The organism is Scytonema millei VB511283 (genome assembly GCF_000817735.3).
In the GTDB taxonomy this organism is placed as follows: domain Bacteria; phylum Cyanobacteriota; class Cyanobacteriia; order Cyanobacteriales; family Chroococcidiopsidaceae; genus Chroococcidiopsis; species Chroococcidiopsis millei_B.
The window spans coordinates 146,800-164,882 of sequence record NZ_JTJC03000004.1 but is presented as its reverse complement, the minus strand read 5'-3'; the positions used below and the strand labels follow the sequence as shown (position 1 = coordinate 164,882).

Annotated in this window: 18 protein-coding genes and 2 tRNA genes; 14 read left to right on the top strand and 6 right to left on the bottom strand. The window is 46.1% G+C overall.

Annotated features, from left to right (window positions below):
* The first annotated feature begins 15 nt into the window (after positions 1 to 15).
* Together QH73_RS15825 and QH73_RS15820 are read left to right on the top strand one after the other, a co-directional pair.
* Positions 16 to 107 (top strand) — tRNA-Ser (locus tag QH73_RS15825).
* 273 nt (positions 108 to 380) lie between these two features.
* Entirely contained in the window at positions 381 to 1,715 is a 1,335-nt protein-coding gene (locus QH73_RS15820) for an ABC transporter substrate-binding protein (protein WP_039711219.1), read from the top strand.
* A 60-nt stretch (positions 1,716 to 1,775) separates the two neighbouring features.
* Here the strand turns inward: QH73_RS15820 and QH73_RS15815 are convergent, their stop codons facing one another.
* Entirely contained in the window at positions 1,776 to 2,468 is a 693-nt protein-coding gene (locus tag QH73_RS15815) for a hypothetical protein (protein WP_039717191.1), read from the bottom strand.
* A 173-nt stretch (positions 2,469 to 2,641) separates the two neighbouring features.
* Positions 2,642 to 3,595: a serine hydrolase gene (locus QH73_RS15810; RefSeq protein ID WP_039717192.1), complete on the bottom strand. Its 954-nt coding sequence runs from the start codon at positions 3,593 to 3,595 to the stop codon at positions 2,642 to 2,644.
* A gap of 62 nt (positions 3,596 to 3,657) precedes the next feature.
* Here QH73_RS15810 and QH73_RS15805 point away from each other — a divergent pair, with 62 nt between their 5' ends.
* From QH73_RS15805 to QH73_RS15795, 3 genes are all read left to right on the top strand, one after another.
* The gene (locus QH73_RS15805) at positions 3,658 to 4,347 is read left to right on the top strand and encodes a C40 family peptidase (RefSeq protein WP_039717193.1); all 690 of its coding nucleotides are present in this window, start codon (positions 3,658 to 3,660) and stop codon (positions 4,345 to 4,347) included.
* A gap of 94 nt (positions 4,348 to 4,441) precedes the next feature.
* The gene (locus tag QH73_RS15800) at positions 4,442 to 5,446 is read left to right on the top strand and encodes a glycosyltransferase family 2 protein (protein WP_039717194.1); all 1,005 of its coding nucleotides are present in this window, start codon (positions 4,442 to 4,444) and stop codon (positions 5,444 to 5,446) included.
* A 75-nt stretch (positions 5,447 to 5,521) separates the two neighbouring features.
* Entirely contained in the window at positions 5,522 to 6,748 is a 1,227-nt protein-coding gene (locus QH73_RS15795; RefSeq protein ID WP_039717195.1) for an MFS transporter, read from the top strand.
* Positions 6,749 to 6,784: 36 nt separating this feature from the next.
* Here the strand turns inward: QH73_RS15795 and QH73_RS15790 are convergent.
* Positions 6,785 to 6,858: transfer RNA gene (locus QH73_RS15790), tRNA-Arg, on the bottom strand.
* A gap of 36 nt (positions 6,859 to 6,894) precedes the next feature.
* Between QH73_RS15790 and moaC the strand changes: the two genes are divergently transcribed.
* Complete coding sequence (moaC, locus tag QH73_RS15785) at positions 6,895 to 7,401, top strand: cyclic pyranopterin monophosphate synthase MoaC (RefSeq protein WP_039717196.1); 507 nt, start codon at positions 6,895 to 6,897, stop codon at positions 7,399 to 7,401.
* A 49-nt stretch (positions 7,402 to 7,450) separates the two neighbouring features.
* Here moaC and QH73_RS15780 read toward each other — a convergent pair whose 3' ends face one another.
* Positions 7,451 to 7,855, bottom strand: coding sequence for an OmpA family protein (locus tag QH73_RS15780; RefSeq protein WP_052290229.1), 405 nt, complete (start codon positions 7,853 to 7,855; stop codon positions 7,451 to 7,453).
* On the bottom strand, positions 7,852 to 8,502 hold the full coding sequence (locus tag QH73_RS15775) for a hypothetical protein (RefSeq protein WP_039717197.1): 651 nt from the start codon (positions 8,500 to 8,502) through the stop codon (positions 7,852 to 7,854). Before QH73_RS15775 ends, QH73_RS15780 begins: the two co-directional genes overlap by 4 nt.
* A gap of 283 nt (positions 8,503 to 8,785) precedes the next feature.
* Here QH73_RS15775 and QH73_RS15770 point away from each other — a divergent pair, with 283 nt between their 5' ends.
* The gene (locus tag QH73_RS15770) at positions 8,786 to 9,085 is read left to right on the top strand and encodes a type II toxin-antitoxin system TacA family antitoxin (protein WP_039717198.1); all 300 of its coding nucleotides are present in this window, start codon (positions 8,786 to 8,788) and stop codon (positions 9,083 to 9,085) included.
* Positions 9,060 to 9,554, top strand: coding sequence for a GNAT family N-acetyltransferase (locus QH73_RS15765; protein WP_039717199.1), 495 nt, complete (start codon positions 9,060 to 9,062; stop codon positions 9,552 to 9,554). Before QH73_RS15770 ends, QH73_RS15765 begins: the two co-directional genes overlap by 26 nt.
* 28 nt (positions 9,555 to 9,582) lie before the next feature.
* On the opposite strand, the gene QH73_RS15760 is transcribed toward QH73_RS15765, so the two are convergent.
* Positions 9,583 to 12,717 carry a UPF0182 family protein gene (locus QH73_RS15760; protein ID WP_063777353.1) on the bottom strand — a complete coding sequence of 1,045 codons (3,135 nt, stop codon included), beginning with the start codon at positions 12,715 to 12,717 and terminating at the stop codon, positions 9,583 to 9,585.
* Between the two features lie 224 nt (positions 12,718 to 12,941).
* On the opposite strand from QH73_RS15760, the gene QH73_RS15755 reads away from it, so the two are divergent.
* The 6 genes from QH73_RS15755 to QH73_RS15730 all read left to right on the top strand — a co-directional run bounded on the left by QH73_RS15755 (position 12,942) and on the right by QH73_RS15730 (position 17,945).
* Positions 12,942 to 14,132, top strand: coding sequence for a response regulator (locus QH73_RS15755; protein ID WP_039717200.1), 1,191 nt, complete (start codon positions 12,942 to 12,944; stop codon positions 14,130 to 14,132).
* 89 nt (positions 14,133 to 14,221) lie between these two features.
* Positions 14,222 to 14,410, top strand: coding sequence for a hypothetical protein (locus QH73_RS15750; protein ID WP_132867146.1), 189 nt, complete (start codon positions 14,222 to 14,224; stop codon positions 14,408 to 14,410).
* Between the two features lie 67 nt (positions 14,411 to 14,477).
* A complete protein-coding gene (locus QH73_RS15745) occupies positions 14,478 to 14,837 on the top strand; it encodes a response regulator (protein ID WP_015154562.1) in 360 nt (119 codons plus the stop codon).
* Entirely contained in the window at positions 14,837 to 15,358 is a 522-nt protein-coding gene (locus QH73_RS15740; RefSeq protein ID WP_052290230.1) for a chemotaxis protein CheW, read from the top strand. Before QH73_RS15745 ends, QH73_RS15740 begins: the two co-directional genes overlap by 1 nt.
* A gap of 60 nt (positions 15,359 to 15,418) precedes the next feature.
* On the top strand, positions 15,419 to 15,562 hold the full coding sequence (locus tag QH73_RS15735; protein WP_165587714.1) for a hypothetical protein: 144 nt from the start codon (positions 15,419 to 15,421) through the stop codon (positions 15,560 to 15,562).
* Positions 15,552 to 17,945, top strand: coding sequence for a methyl-accepting chemotaxis protein (locus tag QH73_RS15730; RefSeq protein ID WP_052290231.1), 2,394 nt, complete (start codon positions 15,552 to 15,554; stop codon positions 17,943 to 17,945). The genes QH73_RS15735 and QH73_RS15730 overlap by 11 nt, the downstream gene beginning before the upstream one ends.
* Positions 17,946 to 18,083 lie beyond the last annotated feature (138 nt).

Sequence of the window (18,083 nt, the reverse complement as noted above, 5' to 3'; positions counted from 1 at the left end):
GAAGCCATGTCACCAGGAGAGGTGGCTGAGTGGTCGAAAGCGGCAGATTGCTAATCTGTTGATGGACTCGTAAGACCCATCCGAGGGTTCGAATCCCTCCCTCTCCGTTTTAAAAATTTACCAGATTTCTGCTGTGGGTGAATTACACCTCATAAGCCCATAGCTGAAAAAGAATTGCAGCGATTGCCAATCGTTTCGTTCCTCTGTCTTTTGGGAGAAATTGTGGCGATCGGGGAACTTTATTGCTGAAGAAAATATCTCCGCCATTGGGTAGGTGTAATTAGATCCAGTTTTCTACCCAGTTATGCAAGAATAATCTGCATTAATTTTCAATCGCATCGACGATAAACAACTCTATGAAAACGACCGATCCTGTTTTGGTGAAACGCTTATCAGGTACTCTCGCCCTAGCTACTGCTACTCTCTCGCTCGGTTTTTTGGCTGCGGCTTGTCAACAAACCACAACAACAAGCAGCACGCCCCAAACAACAACTGCCGATTCTGCACCGGCAACAGCTCCGGTTGCAACAAATGTACAAGCTAGCACGCAAGCACTGAAGCTTGGCTCTCTCCTCCCTGCTACGGGCGATCTAGGTCCCATCGGACAGCAAATGTCAGGCGCTGTTCCCTTAGTCGTTGAGAAAGTCAATGCTTGCGGTGGTGTGAATGGCGCACCTGTAACCCTAGTGGCAGAAGATGACGAAACCGATCCGCGTAAGGGTGCGGCAGCCATGACGAAACTAGCAAACGTCGATCGGGTAGCGGGTGTAGTCGGTTCTTTTGCTAGTAGCGTTTCTAGCGCGGCTGTGCCAATTGCCGTGCGTAATAAGGTGGTGCTGATCTCGCCTGGTAGTACTAGCCCTGTCTTTACCGAAAGAGCTAAAAAAGGAGAATTTAAAGGCTTTTGGGCGCGGACAGCTCCCCCCGATACCTACCAAGCGGAAGCTTTAGCTCAATTGGCAAAAAAACGTGGTTTTAACAAAGTCTCGACTGTAGTAATCAATAATGACTACGGCGTAGGTTTTGAAAAAGCTTTTGTTCAAACTTTTAAAAAACTGGGTGGAACTATAGTTAACGAAAGTAGACCAACTCGCTACGATCCTAAAGCAACAACCTTTGAAACTGAAGCCGCAGCTGCTTTTGCTGGCAAACCCCAGGCAGTCATTGCCGTAATGTATGAAGAAACAGGCAGCATCTTACTGAAATCTGCATACGAGCAAGGATTAATGCAGGGAGTACAGGTGATGCTCACCGATGGGGTGAAGTCCGCTACCTTCCCTGGAAAAGTCGGCAAGAAAGATGACGGTAAATATATCGTCACTGGAGCAATTGGGACTGTGCCAGGTGCAGATGGCAAAGCACTGACAGCGTTAACCCAACTGTGGAAACAAAAGAAAAATCAGGCAGTTGGGGAATACGTTCCTCAAGCTTGGGATGCGACAGCACTCCTCGTCCTCGCCGCGCAAGCAGCCAAGGCAAACTCTGGAGAAGCGATCGCGGGTAAACTACGGGAAGTAGCCAATGCCCCAGGTACGGCAGTCACTGACGTTTGCAAAGGTTTAGAGTTACTACGCAAAGGTCAAGATATCAATTATCAAGGCGCTAGCGGTAACGTCGATGTCGATGCTAACGGTGATGTCGTCGGAGTCTATGACGTTTGGACGGTCAAAGACGACGGTACTCTAGGTACGATTGGTAAAGTTAGTCCGAAATAATTCAGCGATCGATTAACGATGACCGATGTAGAGACGTTACATGTAACGTCTCTACTCTTTTTAGAAGCCAGGGAAGTTATAGCCGACTCCTAGTAGTAAACCAATAGAAGTCTCGTCAAAAAAGGCAACGTTTACCCCAGCCGTAGCAGTGAATTGATTAGTCAGGGGAAAATCTACCCCACCAGTAAGCAAGAAGTCGGTTTGACTGTCATCGCCAGAGGCGATCGCAACTCCCCCACCTATGTAAGGTGATATGGGTAGCGCAGCATCTATGACATCGACTCCTGGCAAAGAAATATCGTAAGTTAGGGGAATCAGAAAAACCGTATCTCCCCCAAAGACGGCAGATGGACGCACTGAAAAGTTACCAGGTAGCCCAATTTTGCTAATTACGGCAAAGTTAGAGTCGCCTAAATCCGTGTCCCCATCCAAACCTATATTAGCGGCAATGCCAACATAGCTAGAACCACCAATAACTGCGCGTCCCACATCGGCGCTATCAACTTGTGCGATCTGGGCATTATCGATTTTTGTCGTTTCTAACTCTGGAATTGTAGCAGGCTCAGTAGTAAGAGTCGTAGCTGAAGTCACAGACGTTCCTGGCATCGGGACGACACGATCTGGAGGTTGTGCGGGTTGGTTTAACTGTAAGCGATCGCTACTAGCTGTTTGAGCTTGAGTGGATAAACTCCCACCAAGCACGATCGAGGTTGCAACACCGAACACCAACGGCAAATGACGAGAAAAAAGCATATTTGCGTTCACTCCTAGAAGATTTTATGCCGAAAACTTGCATAATTCACCTATCTATTAGTTATTAGCTCTAGCTTTTTAGAATTTGTCAATATTTATTTGTCATTTGTCATTTGTTGACGGTTGACGGTTGACGGTTGACAGTTAACTGGTCACCGATCGCTGGTCACTGGTCACTGCTCCCGGCTTCCCAAAGTAGCGACTGCGGTAGCGATCTGTTGCGAGATAAAGGGTAAGATGTGACGATTTTTGCTGTGGGCGCGACCTTCGGTAAATACGACTAATAAGTATGGTCGCAAATTAGGAATTTCTATATAAGCAGCATCGTGGCGGACTTGACTCGTCCAGCCAGCTTTTGCCCACAATTGTGCTTCTGGGGGTAATCCGCCACCTAAGAATCCCGTAATTTGGTCTTCGTCATTATCTGTTGATAAATCGGCAGGATTGAGGCTGCGCTTGAGTAATGCCATCATTGCTTGCGATCGCCCGCTAGACACAGCTACCCCACCTACAATACTGTGTAACAATCTTGCTGTAGCGTTGGTTGTCAGCATGTTGCGATTGTCCATCAATTCTCCTACAAACGCTCGTTCGCGCCCGTAGGGACCATCGCACCAAGTTTTTTGATTGACGTTAATTGTTGCCATCTCCTCCCAACCAAGAGACTGATAGTAGCGATTAACGATGTTGCGTTGAGTTTTCCAAGTTTCAAAAGGCGCGGCTGGGAGTTCGGGACCGCTCGTCGTACCGCTGAGAACGTCAACAATTAAACTAGTTGCATCATTGCTAGAATCAGCGATCGCATCGCGCATGGCGCGTTCGATTTCTGGCGAAGACCCCACCATGCCTTTTTCTAGCCATTCTTGAATCGCCACCAAATAAAATAGTTTGACGATACTAGCAGGATAGATTCGTTCCACACCGCGATAGCTATACCCCCGAATTGGAAAATTCCAAAAGGCTTGGGGACTCAAAGCGCCACCTGTATTGACGGGGACTGGAGGATCGTAGACAATCCACGTCAGAGCAATTTGATTACGCGCCAAAGTGGGAAATTCTGCCCAAGTCACTTCTAAAACGCGATCGCCCAAATTTTCTAGTTGTTCGTCTTTGCGGAAAAATACCATAGCAGGGAGCAGGGAGCAGGGAGCAGGGAGTTATATTACAAATGACCAATGACCAATGACCAATGACCAACATTGAATATCAGTGCCTCAGTCCTCTAAATATATATGATTCTCCTGAGTGCGATCGCTTGGCAACTCAAGCAGCAGCAGGAAGACATTTACAAGTAACGACCATACCTGACAACACGTCAGCAATTGAGGTGTGTTTGTGTGAAGATGATTATCCAGGTTGGCTACCAGCGTCCGATCTACAAAAGCTAGCTACAGCAAAAGCTCCCTATCAGGCGATCGCTCTTTCTATTACAGAAATTAATCGCTGCTTGCCAAAAGTGATTGACTATGCACGTCAAGCAATGCAACAACCCAATTACTATTTATGGGGTGGAACCTTAGGACCAAACTATGACTGTTCGGGCTTGATCCAAGCAGCTTTTGTTTCAGTGGGTGTTTGGCTACCCAGGGATGCTTACCAACAAGAAGCCTTTGTCGAAACAATTTCTGAAGCAGAACTCTCACCTGGGGATTTGGTATTCTTTGGGACGGATAAGAAAGCTACCCATGTGGGACTGTACTTGGGCGCTGGATCTTATATACATAGTTCTGGGCAAAAAATGGGGCGCAATGGTATTGCGATCGATTGCTTAACAGCAGAAGGAGACGAAATCAGTCGCTCGTACTTTCAACAACTGCGTTCCTACGGCAGAGTCGTTAAGTGTTACGAAGGAACTCGGAATTCAAAAGTCAAAAGTTAAAAGTCAGAAGTCAAAAATTAAGAGACAAGTCACAAGTCACAATTAACTAACCACTAACCACTAGCTACTAGCCACTAGCCACTACTCACTACTCATGATCGTTTCCGATAGCTTAACTCAATCCAATGGGGCGATCGCCTCAAATCAACTCGATGTTTCGGTGGTCGTACCAGTTTACAACGAGGTGGAGAGCATACCTCATTTGCTGGAGGCGATCGCTTCTACCATGAAAGCCAGTGGTTTAACATACGATATCATTTGCGTTGATGATGGCTCCAAAGACGGTTCGGCGGATTTCCTCAAGCAACAAGCAACAGAACGCACCGATTTAAAAGCCGTCCTGTTACGACGCAACTACGGACAAACAGCAGCAATGGCAGCTGGATTTAAATATGCTACAGGGAAAGCGATCGTCACTCTGGATGCAGATTTACAAAACGATCCGGCGGATATTCCTGCTTTACTTGCCAAACTAGATGCGGGCTATGACTTGGTAAGCGGTTGGCGCAAACAACGACAAGATGCAGCTTTAACTCGCTTACTTCCTTCTAAAATTGCTAACAAACTCATTGGCATCACCACAGGTGTCAAGTTACACGACTACGGCTGTTCTCTCAAAGCTTATCGGTCGGAACTCGTAGCCGATATGAATCTCTACGGAGAATTGCACCGCTTTCTACCCGCTTTAGCCTTTATTGAAGGGGCGAGAATTGGCGAAATGCCCGTGAGACATCACGCACGGCGTTTTGGTCGCAGCAAGTACGGGTTGTGGCGGACGTTTCGCGTGTTGATGGATCTGCTGACAATCTCCTTCATGAAGAAGTTTCTCACCCGTCCCATGCACGTATTCGGTCTTTTTGGGCTGCTGTCTCTAGTCTTAGGTACGGCGATCGGGCTATATTTGACTTTCTTAAAATTGGGTTTGGGTCAAAGTATTGGCAATCGTCCCTTATTGATTTTGTCTGTCTTGCTATTCATCACTGGGGTACAGTTGTTTTGCTTCGGGCTATTGGCAGAACTTTTGATGCGGACGTATCATGAATCTCAAGGTCGCCCAATCTATCGCGTGCGAGAGGTGGTAGGTCATAATGTTAAGTAAAGTAAAAATATCGGGTGTAGAGAGGTTACATGTAACCTCTCTACACCCGATACTCCCTACTCCCTCTGTTAAACCTTGAACGTTTTTCTTAAATTCGATCGCAGTTTGCGACGAAATCTGCTGATTTTATTCTGTGCTGGGCTGAGTTTCTGGTCTAGTCTGACAGCATTGTTGCCCGTTCTGCCCCTTTATATTGAGGATGTGGGGGCGAACAAGCAACAAATTGGTATGGTGATGGGCTGTTTTGCCATTGGACTGTTATTGTTTCGTCCTTGGTTAGGACAACTTGCCGATCGCCGCAGTCGTAAGCTGGTATTGTATATCGGCACGGCTGTAGTGGCGATCGCTCCTTTAGGTTATTTAGTCATTACATCTTTGCCTTTATTGATGGTACTACGGGCATTCCACGGGATCAGTATTGCCGCGTTTACCACAGGCTACAGCGCCCTAGTCGCCGATATTGCACCCCCCCAACATCGCGGTGAAGTTATCGGCTATATGAGTTTAGTGACCGCGATTGGAATGGCAGTGGGACCCGCCATCGGCGGTTTTTTACAAGCTGGGGCTGGCTATGCACCCCTCTTTCTCCTCTCAGCAGGGTTGGGATTCTTGGGCATCTTGTTTACTTCCCAAGTCTACAATCCACCGATCGCGAAAGTGGCAACCGAAAGTCCTTCAGCAGATCGGTTTTGGAGTTTATTATTCAGTCCGCGACTGCGTATCCCCGCGATCGTTTTATTACTCGTCGGTTTGGCTTTCGGTACTTTAAGTACTTTTGCACCCTTATTTATTAAATCGACTCAAGTAGATTTAAATGCAGGCTTATTTTACACCGCAGCTGCGATCGCCAGTTTTGTTGTGCGCTTGACGACCGGACGAGCTTCCGACCGTTACGGCAGGGGTTTATTTATTTCTATCAGCTTGATTCTCTACTCGGTATCGATGCTGCTGCTATGGCAAGCTACCAATGCCACTATGTTTTTATGGGCAGCAATTATCGAAGGGGCTGGGGCAGGAATGCTATTGCCTACCATTGCCGCACTCTTGGTAGACCGCGCCCAGCCAGACGAACGGGGGAGAATCTTTGGCGTGTGTATGGTGGGGTTTGATGTGGGAATTGCGATCGCGGGTCCCTTCTTAGGTTTAATAGCCGAACAAGTCGGTTATCGGGCGATGTTTGGTGCGGCTGGCGGGCTAACTTTCCTCGCTTTACTCATTTTTCTGACCCATTCGAGCAAAAGTTTTCCTGCCTCTTTACGTTTTGCCTTGGGCAGGGGTCAGGATGCATACGCATTAAAATAGGGGCAGGTTTGCAAACCTGCCCCCACACATGAAAAACGGGCGAGGAGGGATTCGAACCCCCGACACCGTGGTCCGTAGCCACGTGCTCTAGTCCACTGAGCTACACACCCTTGCCAGAAACTTATAGTAACACACACTTTGACTAAATGACACAAGAAAATTTTTCTACCGCTAATTTGACTCATCTCGATTGGCAAGGGCAAGCTCAGATGGTAGATGTTTCCGCCAAACAGCCAACAGTCCGAGAAGCGATCGCCTCTGGTAGAGTGAGGATGCAAGCAGATACTTTGGCAGCGATCCAAGCTGGCAACGCCCCTAAAGGCGATGTATTGGGAACGGCAAGACTAGCCGGAATTATGGCAGCCAAACAAACATCCAATCTCATTCCCCTGTGCCATCCCTTACCACTACAAAAAATCGAAGTCCAAATTACCCCCGATCCCGAACTCCCTGGCTATCAAATTATTGCCACAGTTAGAACCAAAGCCGAAACGGGTGTAGAAATGGAAGCACTCACCGCCGTCTCCGTCGCTGCTTTAACACTTTACGACATGGCAAAAGCCCTAGAAAAATCGATGCAAATTGAAGCGATACATTTGGTGAGTAAGACGGGCGGGAAGTCGGGAGATTATGCGGTAATAGGTAATGGATAGTTGATAGCTGCGTGGTGCGTGAAATACTTACGACTTACGAATACCCGACTTACGACTTACGACTTATAATCACTTCTACCCGCCGATTTTTCTGCCTTCCTGCGGGATTATCTGCACCATTAGACTTCGCGTTCGGGGCGATGGGCTGTTTTTCACCCCAACCTTTAGCTGTCATCTGGCTGCCGTTAGTACTAAAGTTTTGTACCAGATAGTTTTTAACTGCTTCCGCCCGTTTCTGAGAAAGAACTCGATTGTAAGCATCACTGCCGTTACTATCAGTGTTTCCGTTGATAGTAACGGGTGCTTTGGCATAGTTTTTCAGCAGTAGGCTCAGTTTTTGTAGCGTTGGTTTAGCACTAGGACGAATATTCGATTTATCGAAATCAAATAAAATATTTTCTGGTAAATTAATTAGAATACCTGTGCTAGTTTCTTGGGCTTTTAGATCTGTCAAAGCTTTTTGGACTGCTGTTTGCTCGGGTTATTACTAAAATTTTCATTGCCACCAAATCTATTATTTGTAGTTAAGGTCAAAGTAGTTGCATCAGGAGCAATTCGACCGTTGAAGACAAATTTTCCTTTAAGGGTCGTGTTGGGGTCAATTCTAATATCTTCGTTGTTTGGTGGTTCTGCCAGATTATACTGATTGCCCAAATTATCTGCGATTACCATATCGTGACTGTTATTGAGTCGAATGGCATGACGATGACCGTTTGTCACGCTGAGATCGGCGGTGATGTGGTCGTCAGAAAAGGTAATCTCCGTAAGTCGCGCTGTCGTGGCATTTGCATGATTGACTTGGAGGCTAAGAGTTTGTGGCGCGGGTAACGCAGGATCGATCGCAGTTGTTGCAGCAGGAGGACTCGCGGCTGTCGTACTCGTCTCAGCTTGAGTTGGAGGCGGCGCAGCGTTGGGTTGAGGTTCGCTATTTGATGGTATTAGGTTTGTCGCCGATTGAGTCGATCGCTGCTGCGTAAATATATACAATCCACCACCGACTAAAACGACTAGTAGTAGGGTGAAAACTACACCCAGCAAAAACACGAGTATTCCATTGTTGCTGCGTCCGACAGTTGATTCCGCACGCGGGCGATCGCTCACTTGTCCGCTCGTACGATTCGTAACTTCTGACTCGGTGCGATCGTTGCTTTTGAAGTTAGACGTACATTAAATACTGCATTTTAATGTTTAATTTTTAATTAAACTCCGATGCTAACAGGCATCTTTTTATACACCTACCTCAAGATAGCTACCAAAAAGGTTCTTTCAAGTCAACTTCCTCTTTATGTAAATTAAACTAGGTAAATAAAACTAAAAAGCAAAAGTTGGTGTCATTTTGTCACCACTTCAGTTATAGTAACACTATAAAAAGCCAAAATGTATCATGCCTAAACGCCCTCAAAATGATGAACGAGTCACGGCAAGGGTTTCTGCTTCAGTCAAAGAAACCTTACAAAAAGCTGCTGACTTGTCTGGTGCTACCTTGAACCAATTTCTCATCCAAGCAGCCCTCAAAGAAGCCCAAAAAGTTCTAGAAGCAGAACGGATAATTAGCATTACACAACAAGATGCAGACAAGATTTTTCATTCACTAGAAAACCCACCTGCTGCCAATCAAAAACTGCTCTCAGCAATTGCTCGACACCAAGATTTTTTTAGTGAAAGTCATTCAACTACTCGATAAATCTCACGAACGCGAACAGTTTGACTGTGGCAACGAAGCCCTTAACCAATTTCTGAAACAGACAGCACGGCAGCATATACAGAAAGGCATTTCTCGTACTTTCGTTCTCATTGATTGCGCTTGTCCTAGAGAAATTATTGGTTTTTTTACCTTGACTTTGTGCGAGATACGCTTACAAGCACTGCCCCAAAAATGGGCGAAGAAATATCCTTCCCTTATCCCTGGGGTAAAATTAGCTCGTTTAGCAGTGGGCACAAATTGGCAACGACAAAGAATTGGCGGAATTCTGGTAGTTGAGGCGATGCAGCGGGCGCTGGTTGTAGCAGAAAATGCAGGTGGAATTGGGCTGTTTGTGGATGCTAAAGATGAAACGGCTAAAGCCTATTACTTGCGTTTTGGTTTTGAAAGTCTTGACTCTCCCTTACAAATGTTTCTTCCTTTGCAAACTATTGAGTCGTTCTTCAAATAAGTATCTGAGTCACACTAGAGGTTTATTTTCAGCTAGGTTCTTCTACCGGACGAATAATTGGCGTTGCAGGCGTTTCTTCTTGTTGAAAAATAGCTTTTAATGCTTGCTCTAAAGTCTCTGCCATCACAATTCTATTTTCATAAGCCACGATGACTCGTACTAAAGTTGGCAAGCTATTTTGCGCTGCTTCTAAGTAAAGTGGTTCGACATATAACAGCGATTGTTCTATGGGAATTATCAATAAATTTCCTTGAATTGTTCTAGAACCTTGTCGATTCCACAACGAAATTTGTTGAGAGATGACTGGATCTTGATTAATTCTCGCTTCGATTTGTTCTGGACCATAAACCAGTCGTTGTTTAGGAAACTCGTACAACAATAATCTGCCGTAGTTCTCGCCATCCGAGCGCGCTGCCAACCAAGCAATTAAATTCGTTCTTTGACTAGGAATATAAGGCAATAAAAGGATAAATTCCTCAAACGGTACGGTCGGTAAGCTGGTAATTAAATAATAAGGTTCGACTAATTTTGCTTCGTTGCCGTAGACTTCGGTAGGAATTTGCCATTGGTCTTCTCGGTTATAAAATACTTGCGGATCGGTCATATGATATGTCGTCAACCGTTCTGCTTGGATGCTAAACAAATCCAGGGGATAGCGAATGTGCGATCGCAAAGTTTTTGGTAAATTGTCTAAAGGTTGAAACAAACCAGGAAAAACTTTTTGCCAAGTGTTAATTATCGGATCGCTAGGATCGGCAACATAGAAATTGACCGTACCGTGATAGGCATCGATAACAACTTTAACTGAATTGCGGATGTAATTAATTCCCTCATTACCAGGCTCGGCATAGGGATAGCGATCGCTAGTCGTATATCCATCGACAATCCAGTAAAGATAACTTTGCCGATCTCCCGCATCTGCAACTACCAAATAAGGGTCGCGATCGTAGCGAATAAAGGGAGCGATCGCCCGAATTCTCTGATTAATATTACGCCGAAATAGTAACTTCGTCTGGGGTGTAAAATCCTGCGTCAATAACATTTGCCAGTCATTTAAATACTTAGCAAACAGCAACCGCCGCCAAAACGAACCGATGTTAATCCCACCTCGACCGTCATAAACGTTATAAACATTATCATTACCACTTGGGTAGTCTAATTCTTTTGTCTGCGTACCCGTCATGACGTAGGTATCTGTAATTTCCCCAAAATAAATTCGCGGTTGTCCGATGGGAATACTATCGCGGATTGCTGCGCTAGAGACAGCTAGAGTACTGCCATCAGTCGTTGTATCGCTGATATCTTTGACAAAATACTCCGGTAGTCCTCCAGCCGCCGCCGTATTTACGGGACTGAGGGTAAAACCATAACCGTGCGTATAAATCAGATGTTGGTTTACCCACGTTTGCGCTTCTTGAGGTACGGCGCTGTAGTCTAACTCTCTTGCGGCAATCAGAGTTTGCCTTGTTTCCGTATTGGTTGCATTTACACCAGGTTGCTGTTGTTCGGTTGTAGATGGTGGTGCGGCACTGGGTCGGCGCGCAACTGTATCTTGTAGTAAGGTATAGCGATCGATATCGGCATCGGGAAACCGATAATACAGTCGGATTTGTTGCAATTGGCGATTTGTTTCTAATAGCGGACGTTGATCCCACAGGCGAATATTGCGAATGGTGAGGTCGTTGGCTTGAATATCTTTATAGGTAAGATTATTTTGTGGATCGAAGGTACGGTTATCGATTCCCAAGTTAAATGCTTGACGAGTTAATACAATACTTCGCTGAATGTATGCTCGTTCTCTTTCCAACTCATTCGGGAGTACGACAAAACGCTGCACGGCTGACGGTAATAACGTACCAGTTCCCAGAGCAATGAGTACATATGCGCTAACACTCCCAATTAAAAACTTGCGTCTGAATTGCTTGGGATAACTAAAAACTGCGCCCCAAAACAAAAAAATAGCGATCGCCACTGCCAGTAAACTTAAGAAAGTATTGGCTGGTAGTTGTACCGTTACATCCGTATAACCTGCACCGAAGGACACGCCACGGCGAGAATAGAGTAATTCATAGCGGTTCAACCAATAACTGAGAGCAACCGCTAGCATGAAGCAGCCGCCTAATCCCTCTAAATGTCGCTGTTGCGATCGCGTAAACCTGGCAAATCGCCCTTGACTTAAATTATCTCCAGCTAAAAGATAAGTCAGGGCGACAGCAGTTAAACCATACAAAAACATCCCCACCAGCCAAAATTCTAATAATTCTCCTAATGGGAGGGTGAAGATATAAAAGCTAATATCGCGATTAAAGACGGGTTCAGCAGTATTAAAAGTGGTGGGATTGAGATATTTCAGTATTCTTGCCCAATTCCCAGACAGAACTAGACCAAAAATTCCACTGAACGCAATCGCGATCGCCCACAGAAAAAAGCGCGTATAGAATAATAGGGCGATCGTTAATCCTGCCAACACCCCCAGCGCCCAAGCTTGAGAAAACAAGCGTTCCCCCAGAGAGAAAACTGATGCTGGTCTAAATAACTTGGGAATCAGCGGCGATATATTCGGTAAGTTCAAGTCAGTTTGCAAATACTGCCTAGCAATTTGACCGTAATGCCACAACAACAGCCCCACCAAAAGATTTAATAACAGGACTAGGGGGAGAAATAGGTGTGGTGGTAGTTGGTAATTGGTAATTGGTAGTTGGTAGTTGGTAGTTGGTAGTTGATTGTTGACGGTAGACGCTGGCGCTACACTGCGTGAAAACGGTTGACGGTTGACAGTTAACGGTTGTTGCTCCCTCAGCTCCCTCAGCTCTCTTCCTCTGCTCCCTACTCCCTGCTCCCTGTTCCCCGATTCCCGAACGCCAGTTCGCACAACGGGGGGAACCCCCGCAAGCGACTGGCTCCTCCCGACTCCCGACTCCCGCGCCAGTCGTTCAGCCACCACCAAATTACCTAACAAATACAAAGCCGTGATGCCAAAGCCGATCGCCCATAATAAACCTTGGGTCAATAGTCGCAGCCTTAATACTGGCAAGTGACCGACTTCTTGAAACCAAAAAATCTCTGCCCCCAGACGGGTGACAAGATCGAAAATTAACCACAAGCCAAAGGCAATTGCGATAAATTGAAAACAGCGCTGCAAAAATATAGGTTTTCTTAACACTTTCTTACTGTCAATATCTGAAAAAATTTTATGTTCGTTAAATGCAGAAAACTCGCTTACTTAGCGACTCTTAAGAAAAAGTATAGATAGCTTTTGCCCTTTGTTGCCGTTATCGCCTGCACTTAAATTCTTGACGAAGATGTTAGCAATCTGAAAATTTAGGGAACTATAAAAGCGAGAAAACTAGGGTTGCCAGAGTATAGGGACTTTCGCGGATAATTGGTATGCAATCAAATTTAAGCTTTTCGTTTGGGGCATCAGAACTAACCGACCGACTGAAGCAAGTTTTTGACGATACCCTGACAGGGTACTGGCAAATTCAATTAAGCAAAGGAGAGCGCTCTCGTATTCCTCAACCTCGCTATCTAGGAGTTGTGCAAGGGCGGGTCATTTCTTCTGGAATTGAGAAACTAGCAGCGTGGAAGCCTTTTTTAGCAACTCTAAATCAATCTATACCTCAACTGCGCCAACCACAAGCACAACAAGCATTCGGACAGCTACAACAGGAATTATCTAGCAAGGAAGCCACGCCTTTAAGCAAAATTGTCGTAGAGATGGTCAATATGAAATTGGTCACTCACGACGACGTAACGCAAGCACTGCGGCAAAAAATTCTCATCGATTTAGATACATATTTGTTTGACTACGCCGGACAAGCTCAGTTTTTTTCCGAACCCGAACTTGTGGTCAATACTCCAATTCGCGGCTTTGAGTTGAGTGGTTTGTTTGTAGAAGCCGCAAACCGCCAAAGTCAATGGAAGCAACTGCAAAAATACATTCCTTCCCTCGATAGCACTCTGATATTGAAACAGGAGGCAATAGCAGCTGCTTCTATGCCAACAGCACAACAGCAGCAGTTACAAAACTTAGTCCAACCAGGTAAAAATTTAGCGGCGATCGCCCGCACGATGGGAAAAGATCCTTTAGAAGTCGCAAAATTCTTTAGCCGTTTGATCGAAAAAGGCTTAGTAGAAATAGAAAAGTCAGCTAACACTCCTGACAATTCTCCAGCTTCAGCAGAAATTTTTATCGTCGATGACTCGCCTCTACTAATCCAACAATTTCGTCAGCTCGTAGAAGGTTGGGGATACCAAGTGAAGTATTCCAACAATGCTCTGACTGCGGTGCAAACAATGATGGAATCTCAACCCTTAGCAATTTTTCTCGATATCAATATGCCAGGAGCTTCTGGATTCGACTTGATCAAGCAAATTCGACGACAACCCCAACTAGCATCGCTTCCTCTCGTGTTACTAACAGCCGAGAAATCTGTTTCTAACCAATGGCGAGCGCAGTGGGCAAACTGCAAGTTTTTAGCTAAGCCCCGTACCCCTGCCGAAGTGCCAACATTTCGCACGGATTTGCGGCAAATGCTATTTGAAATAGCTCCTACTACTAAAGATATGGTTGTGTAATTTGATGTGCAATTTACGATTAAATTCTATACCCTATACCTTTTCTTTATGCACCAGTACGGGCGGGTTTAGCAAAAGAGTTACGCCTGATGGCAGCAATCTGCACTCAAAACCCGCCCCTACGACAACTAAACTTGGGTACGGGCGGGTTTAGCCAAAGATATGCGCTTGACGGCAGCAATCTGCACTCAAAACCCGCCCCTACAGTACGGGCGGGTTTAGCAAAAGATACGCGCTTGACGGCAGCAATCTGCACTCAAAACCCGCCCCTACGATAACTGACAACTGTTGATGGGAATTCTAAATATTAAGGTCAATTAAACCACACTAAAGGACGACAAACTCATGAAATTTTTAGTTGTTGATGATAGCTCGGTCGATCGCCACTTACTCACTTCTTTATTAGAAGGTTTAGGGCATCAAGTCGATGCTTGTTCCGACTCGAAGGAAGCTATGCAAATGCTTACAGATCGAGACTATGCATCTGTATTTCTAGATATTGTGATGCCAGAACAGGACGGCTACAAGTTTTTGCGTGAGGTGCGTTCTAACCAGAAAACTGCAAAGCAGCACGTCATTTTCTGTTCGACTAAAAAGACTCCTCTGGAGATTGACTATGGCATGAAACGGGCTGGAGCCGATGATTATTTGATCAAACCCGTGACGCGGGAAACCGTCGAGCAAGCTTTACAAAAGGTACGCTAATGAATCCCTCTCCTGACGCGATCGCCCAAAATGATGCATCGATCCAGTTTGAGGAAAAGCAACAGCGATATATCCTCACTCAAGTCGAACAATTTACTTTTGTCTTGCCGCTAACTCTAGTAGCAGAAATTCCAATTGTCGAGCGATCGCAGATCCTTGTGATGCCGTTCTACTCGCCAGTGGTGATGGGGGTACTCCATCATGCAGGTCACGTTACTCCGTTAGTTTCTCTACGTCAACTCTTGGGTATCGCCAAGGGTTTTGCCACAGAAAGACTGACAGTGGTGCAATTAAGCGCTGCGGCGGCGGAACAAGCAGGACTAGGGTTAGTTGTCGATCGCACCCTGGGAATGCGATCGCATTCCCAATTGCCACCAGATTTATTTGATGCCGTACAGTCAAACATTGAGCCAAACATGCGACTGTTCAAACCGGAAATCTTAGCAGATTCATTGTGGCAACCCCTAAGATGGCGATCGACTCGATCGAGGGAGCAGTTATCAGTTATCAGTGACCAGTGACCAGTAAATAGGGTGTGGGGTGTGAGGTGACAGTGACCAGTGACCAGTGACCAGTGACCAGTGACCAGTGACCAGTTAGTTATTTTATCTCCTCAGCTCCCGATCGCTCCCGATCGCTCCCTCAGCTCTCTTGTCCCCCTTGTCCGACTCCCGACTCCCGACTCCCTTTCTTGTAAACAATATTCTCAATCATATGACTACTAATCAACCTACCGTTTCCCCGTCTGCCCCGCAAAACAGTCCTGGGCGAAAAATTCGGTTTAATTCCATCGGTACAGTACTGTTTATCTCCGTCATGGGCGGTGCGTTAGTTAGTCTCGGTGGTATTAGTTTTTTCTTCTATCAGTCTTTAAAACAACAAATCCTTGCTCAGATCGGCGATAACTTAAACACTGAGGTGACTTCGATTGAAGGTAAGTTAGAACCCGTTAAGCAATCGATGCGCGATTTGGCTGGTACATCTGAGTTATTGAGCAGCAAGAAAACTTTAAATCCAGAGCTGTACGACAGTTTGATTCTAGAGGCTTTTCACAAACGCCCTACTTTGGCTATGGGTATGGCAATGGAACAAACTGCTTATGCAATTCTTCCAGACCGTCAATGGCATGGAACGTATTTTTATATAGACCAGAAAGACCCGAAGCAGCCAGGTAAGCGTTTAGCTGCACCTTACGACCAACTCTTTCAAGTGGATTTGTTCAAAGAGGACAATTATCCAAATCAATCATACTTTAAAGATCCCATAGCACAGGGAAGCGAGAGCTGGACTGAGCCTTACTCCTGGTATAACATCCCCATGACCAGTTTTAGTAAGGTAATACGCGATCGCAACAATAAAATTCTTGGTATTACCGCGATCGACGTAAACTTAGGGGCTTTGAGCGACCAGATCTCCAAATCTGTGATTCGTAACCAGGGCTATTTTGTCCTTGCCAGCGAACAGGGTAAACTCATGTCTTACCCACCCGCACCCGACCGCGCTAAAAATCAGAGCGGTTACGAGACAGTTCCAGAACTCAAAGCCATCTGGTCGAAAATATCATCGCCAGACAAAAAAGAGCGATCGGGACTATTGTGGACGGGAGGTAAATTCTGGGCTTATCAAAGAGTTCCCAGCACCAATTGGTTAATGATGGCAGCAGTACCGGAAGGAGTTGTTCTCGGTCCAGTATTGACAATTACGATTGCTGGTGCGTTAGGTGCGGGTTTGTTATTAACAACCGTAGTTTTACTCTTCGTGCGCAGTCTCAATCGTCGCCTGCGCCCGATTCTAGATGAATGTAACAAGCTAGCACAAGCGGATACCGAGACCGAAATGCAAATGCAGCAGCAAGACGAGATCGGTCGGTTGTCAACTTCGTTTTTTAACTTGTTGAAACAGGTTGCGGCTAACGAGGATCGGATTCGGGAGGAAGTATCGCGGACGGTATCTACGCAAGAACAGTTAAAACAAGCAGAACTCAACCAACAAGAAGGGGAAGCGCTGTCGATGGAGGTGATCCACATCCTCGATGTGGTATCGGCAGTAGAAGAAGGTGACTTAACAGTGCAAGCTGATGTAAGCGATCGCGCGACTGGACTCGTGGCAGACACCCTCAACCGCCTGCTAGAAAAGCTCGGGCAAGTGCTAGCTCAGGTATATGCCGCAGCAGAACAAGTCTCCGTTGGTTCTAGTGCCTTGGGACAGCTAGCTGAAACTGTAGCAAATAACGCGGCAACCCAAGCACAAGAAGTAGAACAGGTACTACAGTTAACCCAACAGGTAGGTCAATCGGCGCAAGACTCTGCGGGAACGGTCGATCGCTCGAATCAATCTCTCACCGAAGTGCAATCGGCAGTAGAACAAGGTCAAGTTGCCCTCGAAGCAATGACTAAAGGTATTGATGTCCTCAGTCAAGGTACTGACCGAATTATTCAGAAAATGAAAACTCTGGGCGAATTCGTCGGTCTAGCAGACCAATTCGTGCAAGACCAAAGCCAGATTGCTTCTTTGACCCAAGTACTAGCTTTAAACGCCACCCTGGTAGCAGCCCGCGCCTCCGAACAGCGCGACCCGAGACAGTTTTTAGTTGTAGCGCGAGAATTTGAGGCGATCGCGGCTCAAGTCAGTACCCTAGCACAGCAGACCAATGAAGGACTCTTCACTCTGCAACAGCGTACCGACCAAATCCATAGTGTAGTATCGGCAATTGACGGCGAAGTACAAGGCTTGGGTGGATTGGTGAGCGACTTTACGACGGGTGTGGAACAGTCGAACCAAGTGTTTAGTAACGTCCGCAGTAGTACCGTAGAGGTCGTACAGGCTGGATTAGGGGTATCTCGTTCTAGCGATGACATTCTCCACGCTACCCAGTCTACAGCTCAAGCAATGAATGATATTGCCGAACTAGCCAAACGTACCGCTTTGCTAACTCAGAGTACGCGCTTGCAATCGGAACAGATGCAACAGCTATCGCGCAAACTACTCAGCAGTATTCAATTCTTCCGCTTACCTGAATCTGCCCTGAAGCAAAATGCAACTTTTTCAGATTTGGAATTATTGTCTGAAGTTGAAGATGCTGTTGCTATCGAACTGACAACAACTTAACGCACCGCTGTGCGGCATATCGTCCCTATAGATGTCTGTACGGGCGGGTTTTGGAAAAAAACTCTGTCATCGCTCGCTCGCCTAGCTAAACCCGCCCCTACAAATATTTGACTATCATCCTACGGATGTCTGTACGGG

What these genes read in the sequence shown, in the direction of transcription:
- QH73_RS15750 (WP_132867146.1), top strand. Translation starts at nt 14,222, where the DNA reads ATGGCAGCAATCTGCACTCAAAACCCGCCCCTACGACAACTAAACTTG.
- QH73_RS15805 (WP_039717193.1), top strand. Translation starts at nt 3,658, where the DNA reads ATGACCAACATTGAATATCAGTGCCTCAGTCCTCTAAATATATATGAT.
- QH73_RS15815 (WP_039717191.1), bottom strand. Translation starts at nt 2,468, where the DNA reads ATGCTTTTTTCTCGTCATTTGCCGTTGGTGTTCGGTGTTGCAACCTCG.
- QH73_RS15770 (WP_039717198.1), top strand. Translation starts at nt 8,786, where the DNA reads ATGCCTAAACGCCCTCAAAATGATGAACGAGTCACGGCAAGGGTTTCT.
- QH73_RS15755 (WP_039717200.1), top strand. Translation starts at nt 12,942, where the DNA reads ATGCAATCAAATTTAAGCTTTTCGTTTGGGGCATCAGAACTAACCGAC.
- QH73_RS15730 (WP_052290231.1), top strand. Translation starts at nt 15,552, where the DNA reads ATGACTACTAATCAACCTACCGTTTCCCCGTCTGCCCCGCAAAACAGT.
- QH73_RS15810 (WP_039717192.1), bottom strand. Translation starts at nt 3,595, where the DNA reads ATGGTATTTTTCCGCAAAGACGAACAACTAGAAAATTTGGGCGATCGC.
- QH73_RS15800 (WP_039717194.1), top strand. Translation starts at nt 4,442, where the DNA reads ATGATCGTTTCCGATAGCTTAACTCAATCCAATGGGGCGATCGCCTCA.
- QH73_RS15745 (WP_015154562.1), top strand. Translation starts at nt 14,478, where the DNA reads ATGAAATTTTTAGTTGTTGATGATAGCTCGGTCGATCGCCACTTACTC.
- QH73_RS15740 (WP_052290230.1), top strand. Translation starts at nt 14,837, where the DNA reads ATGAATCCCTCTCCTGACGCGATCGCCCAAAATGATGCATCGATCCAG.
- moaC (WP_039717196.1), top strand. Translation starts at nt 6,895, where the DNA reads ATGACACAAGAAAATTTTTCTACCGCTAATTTGACTCATCTCGATTGG.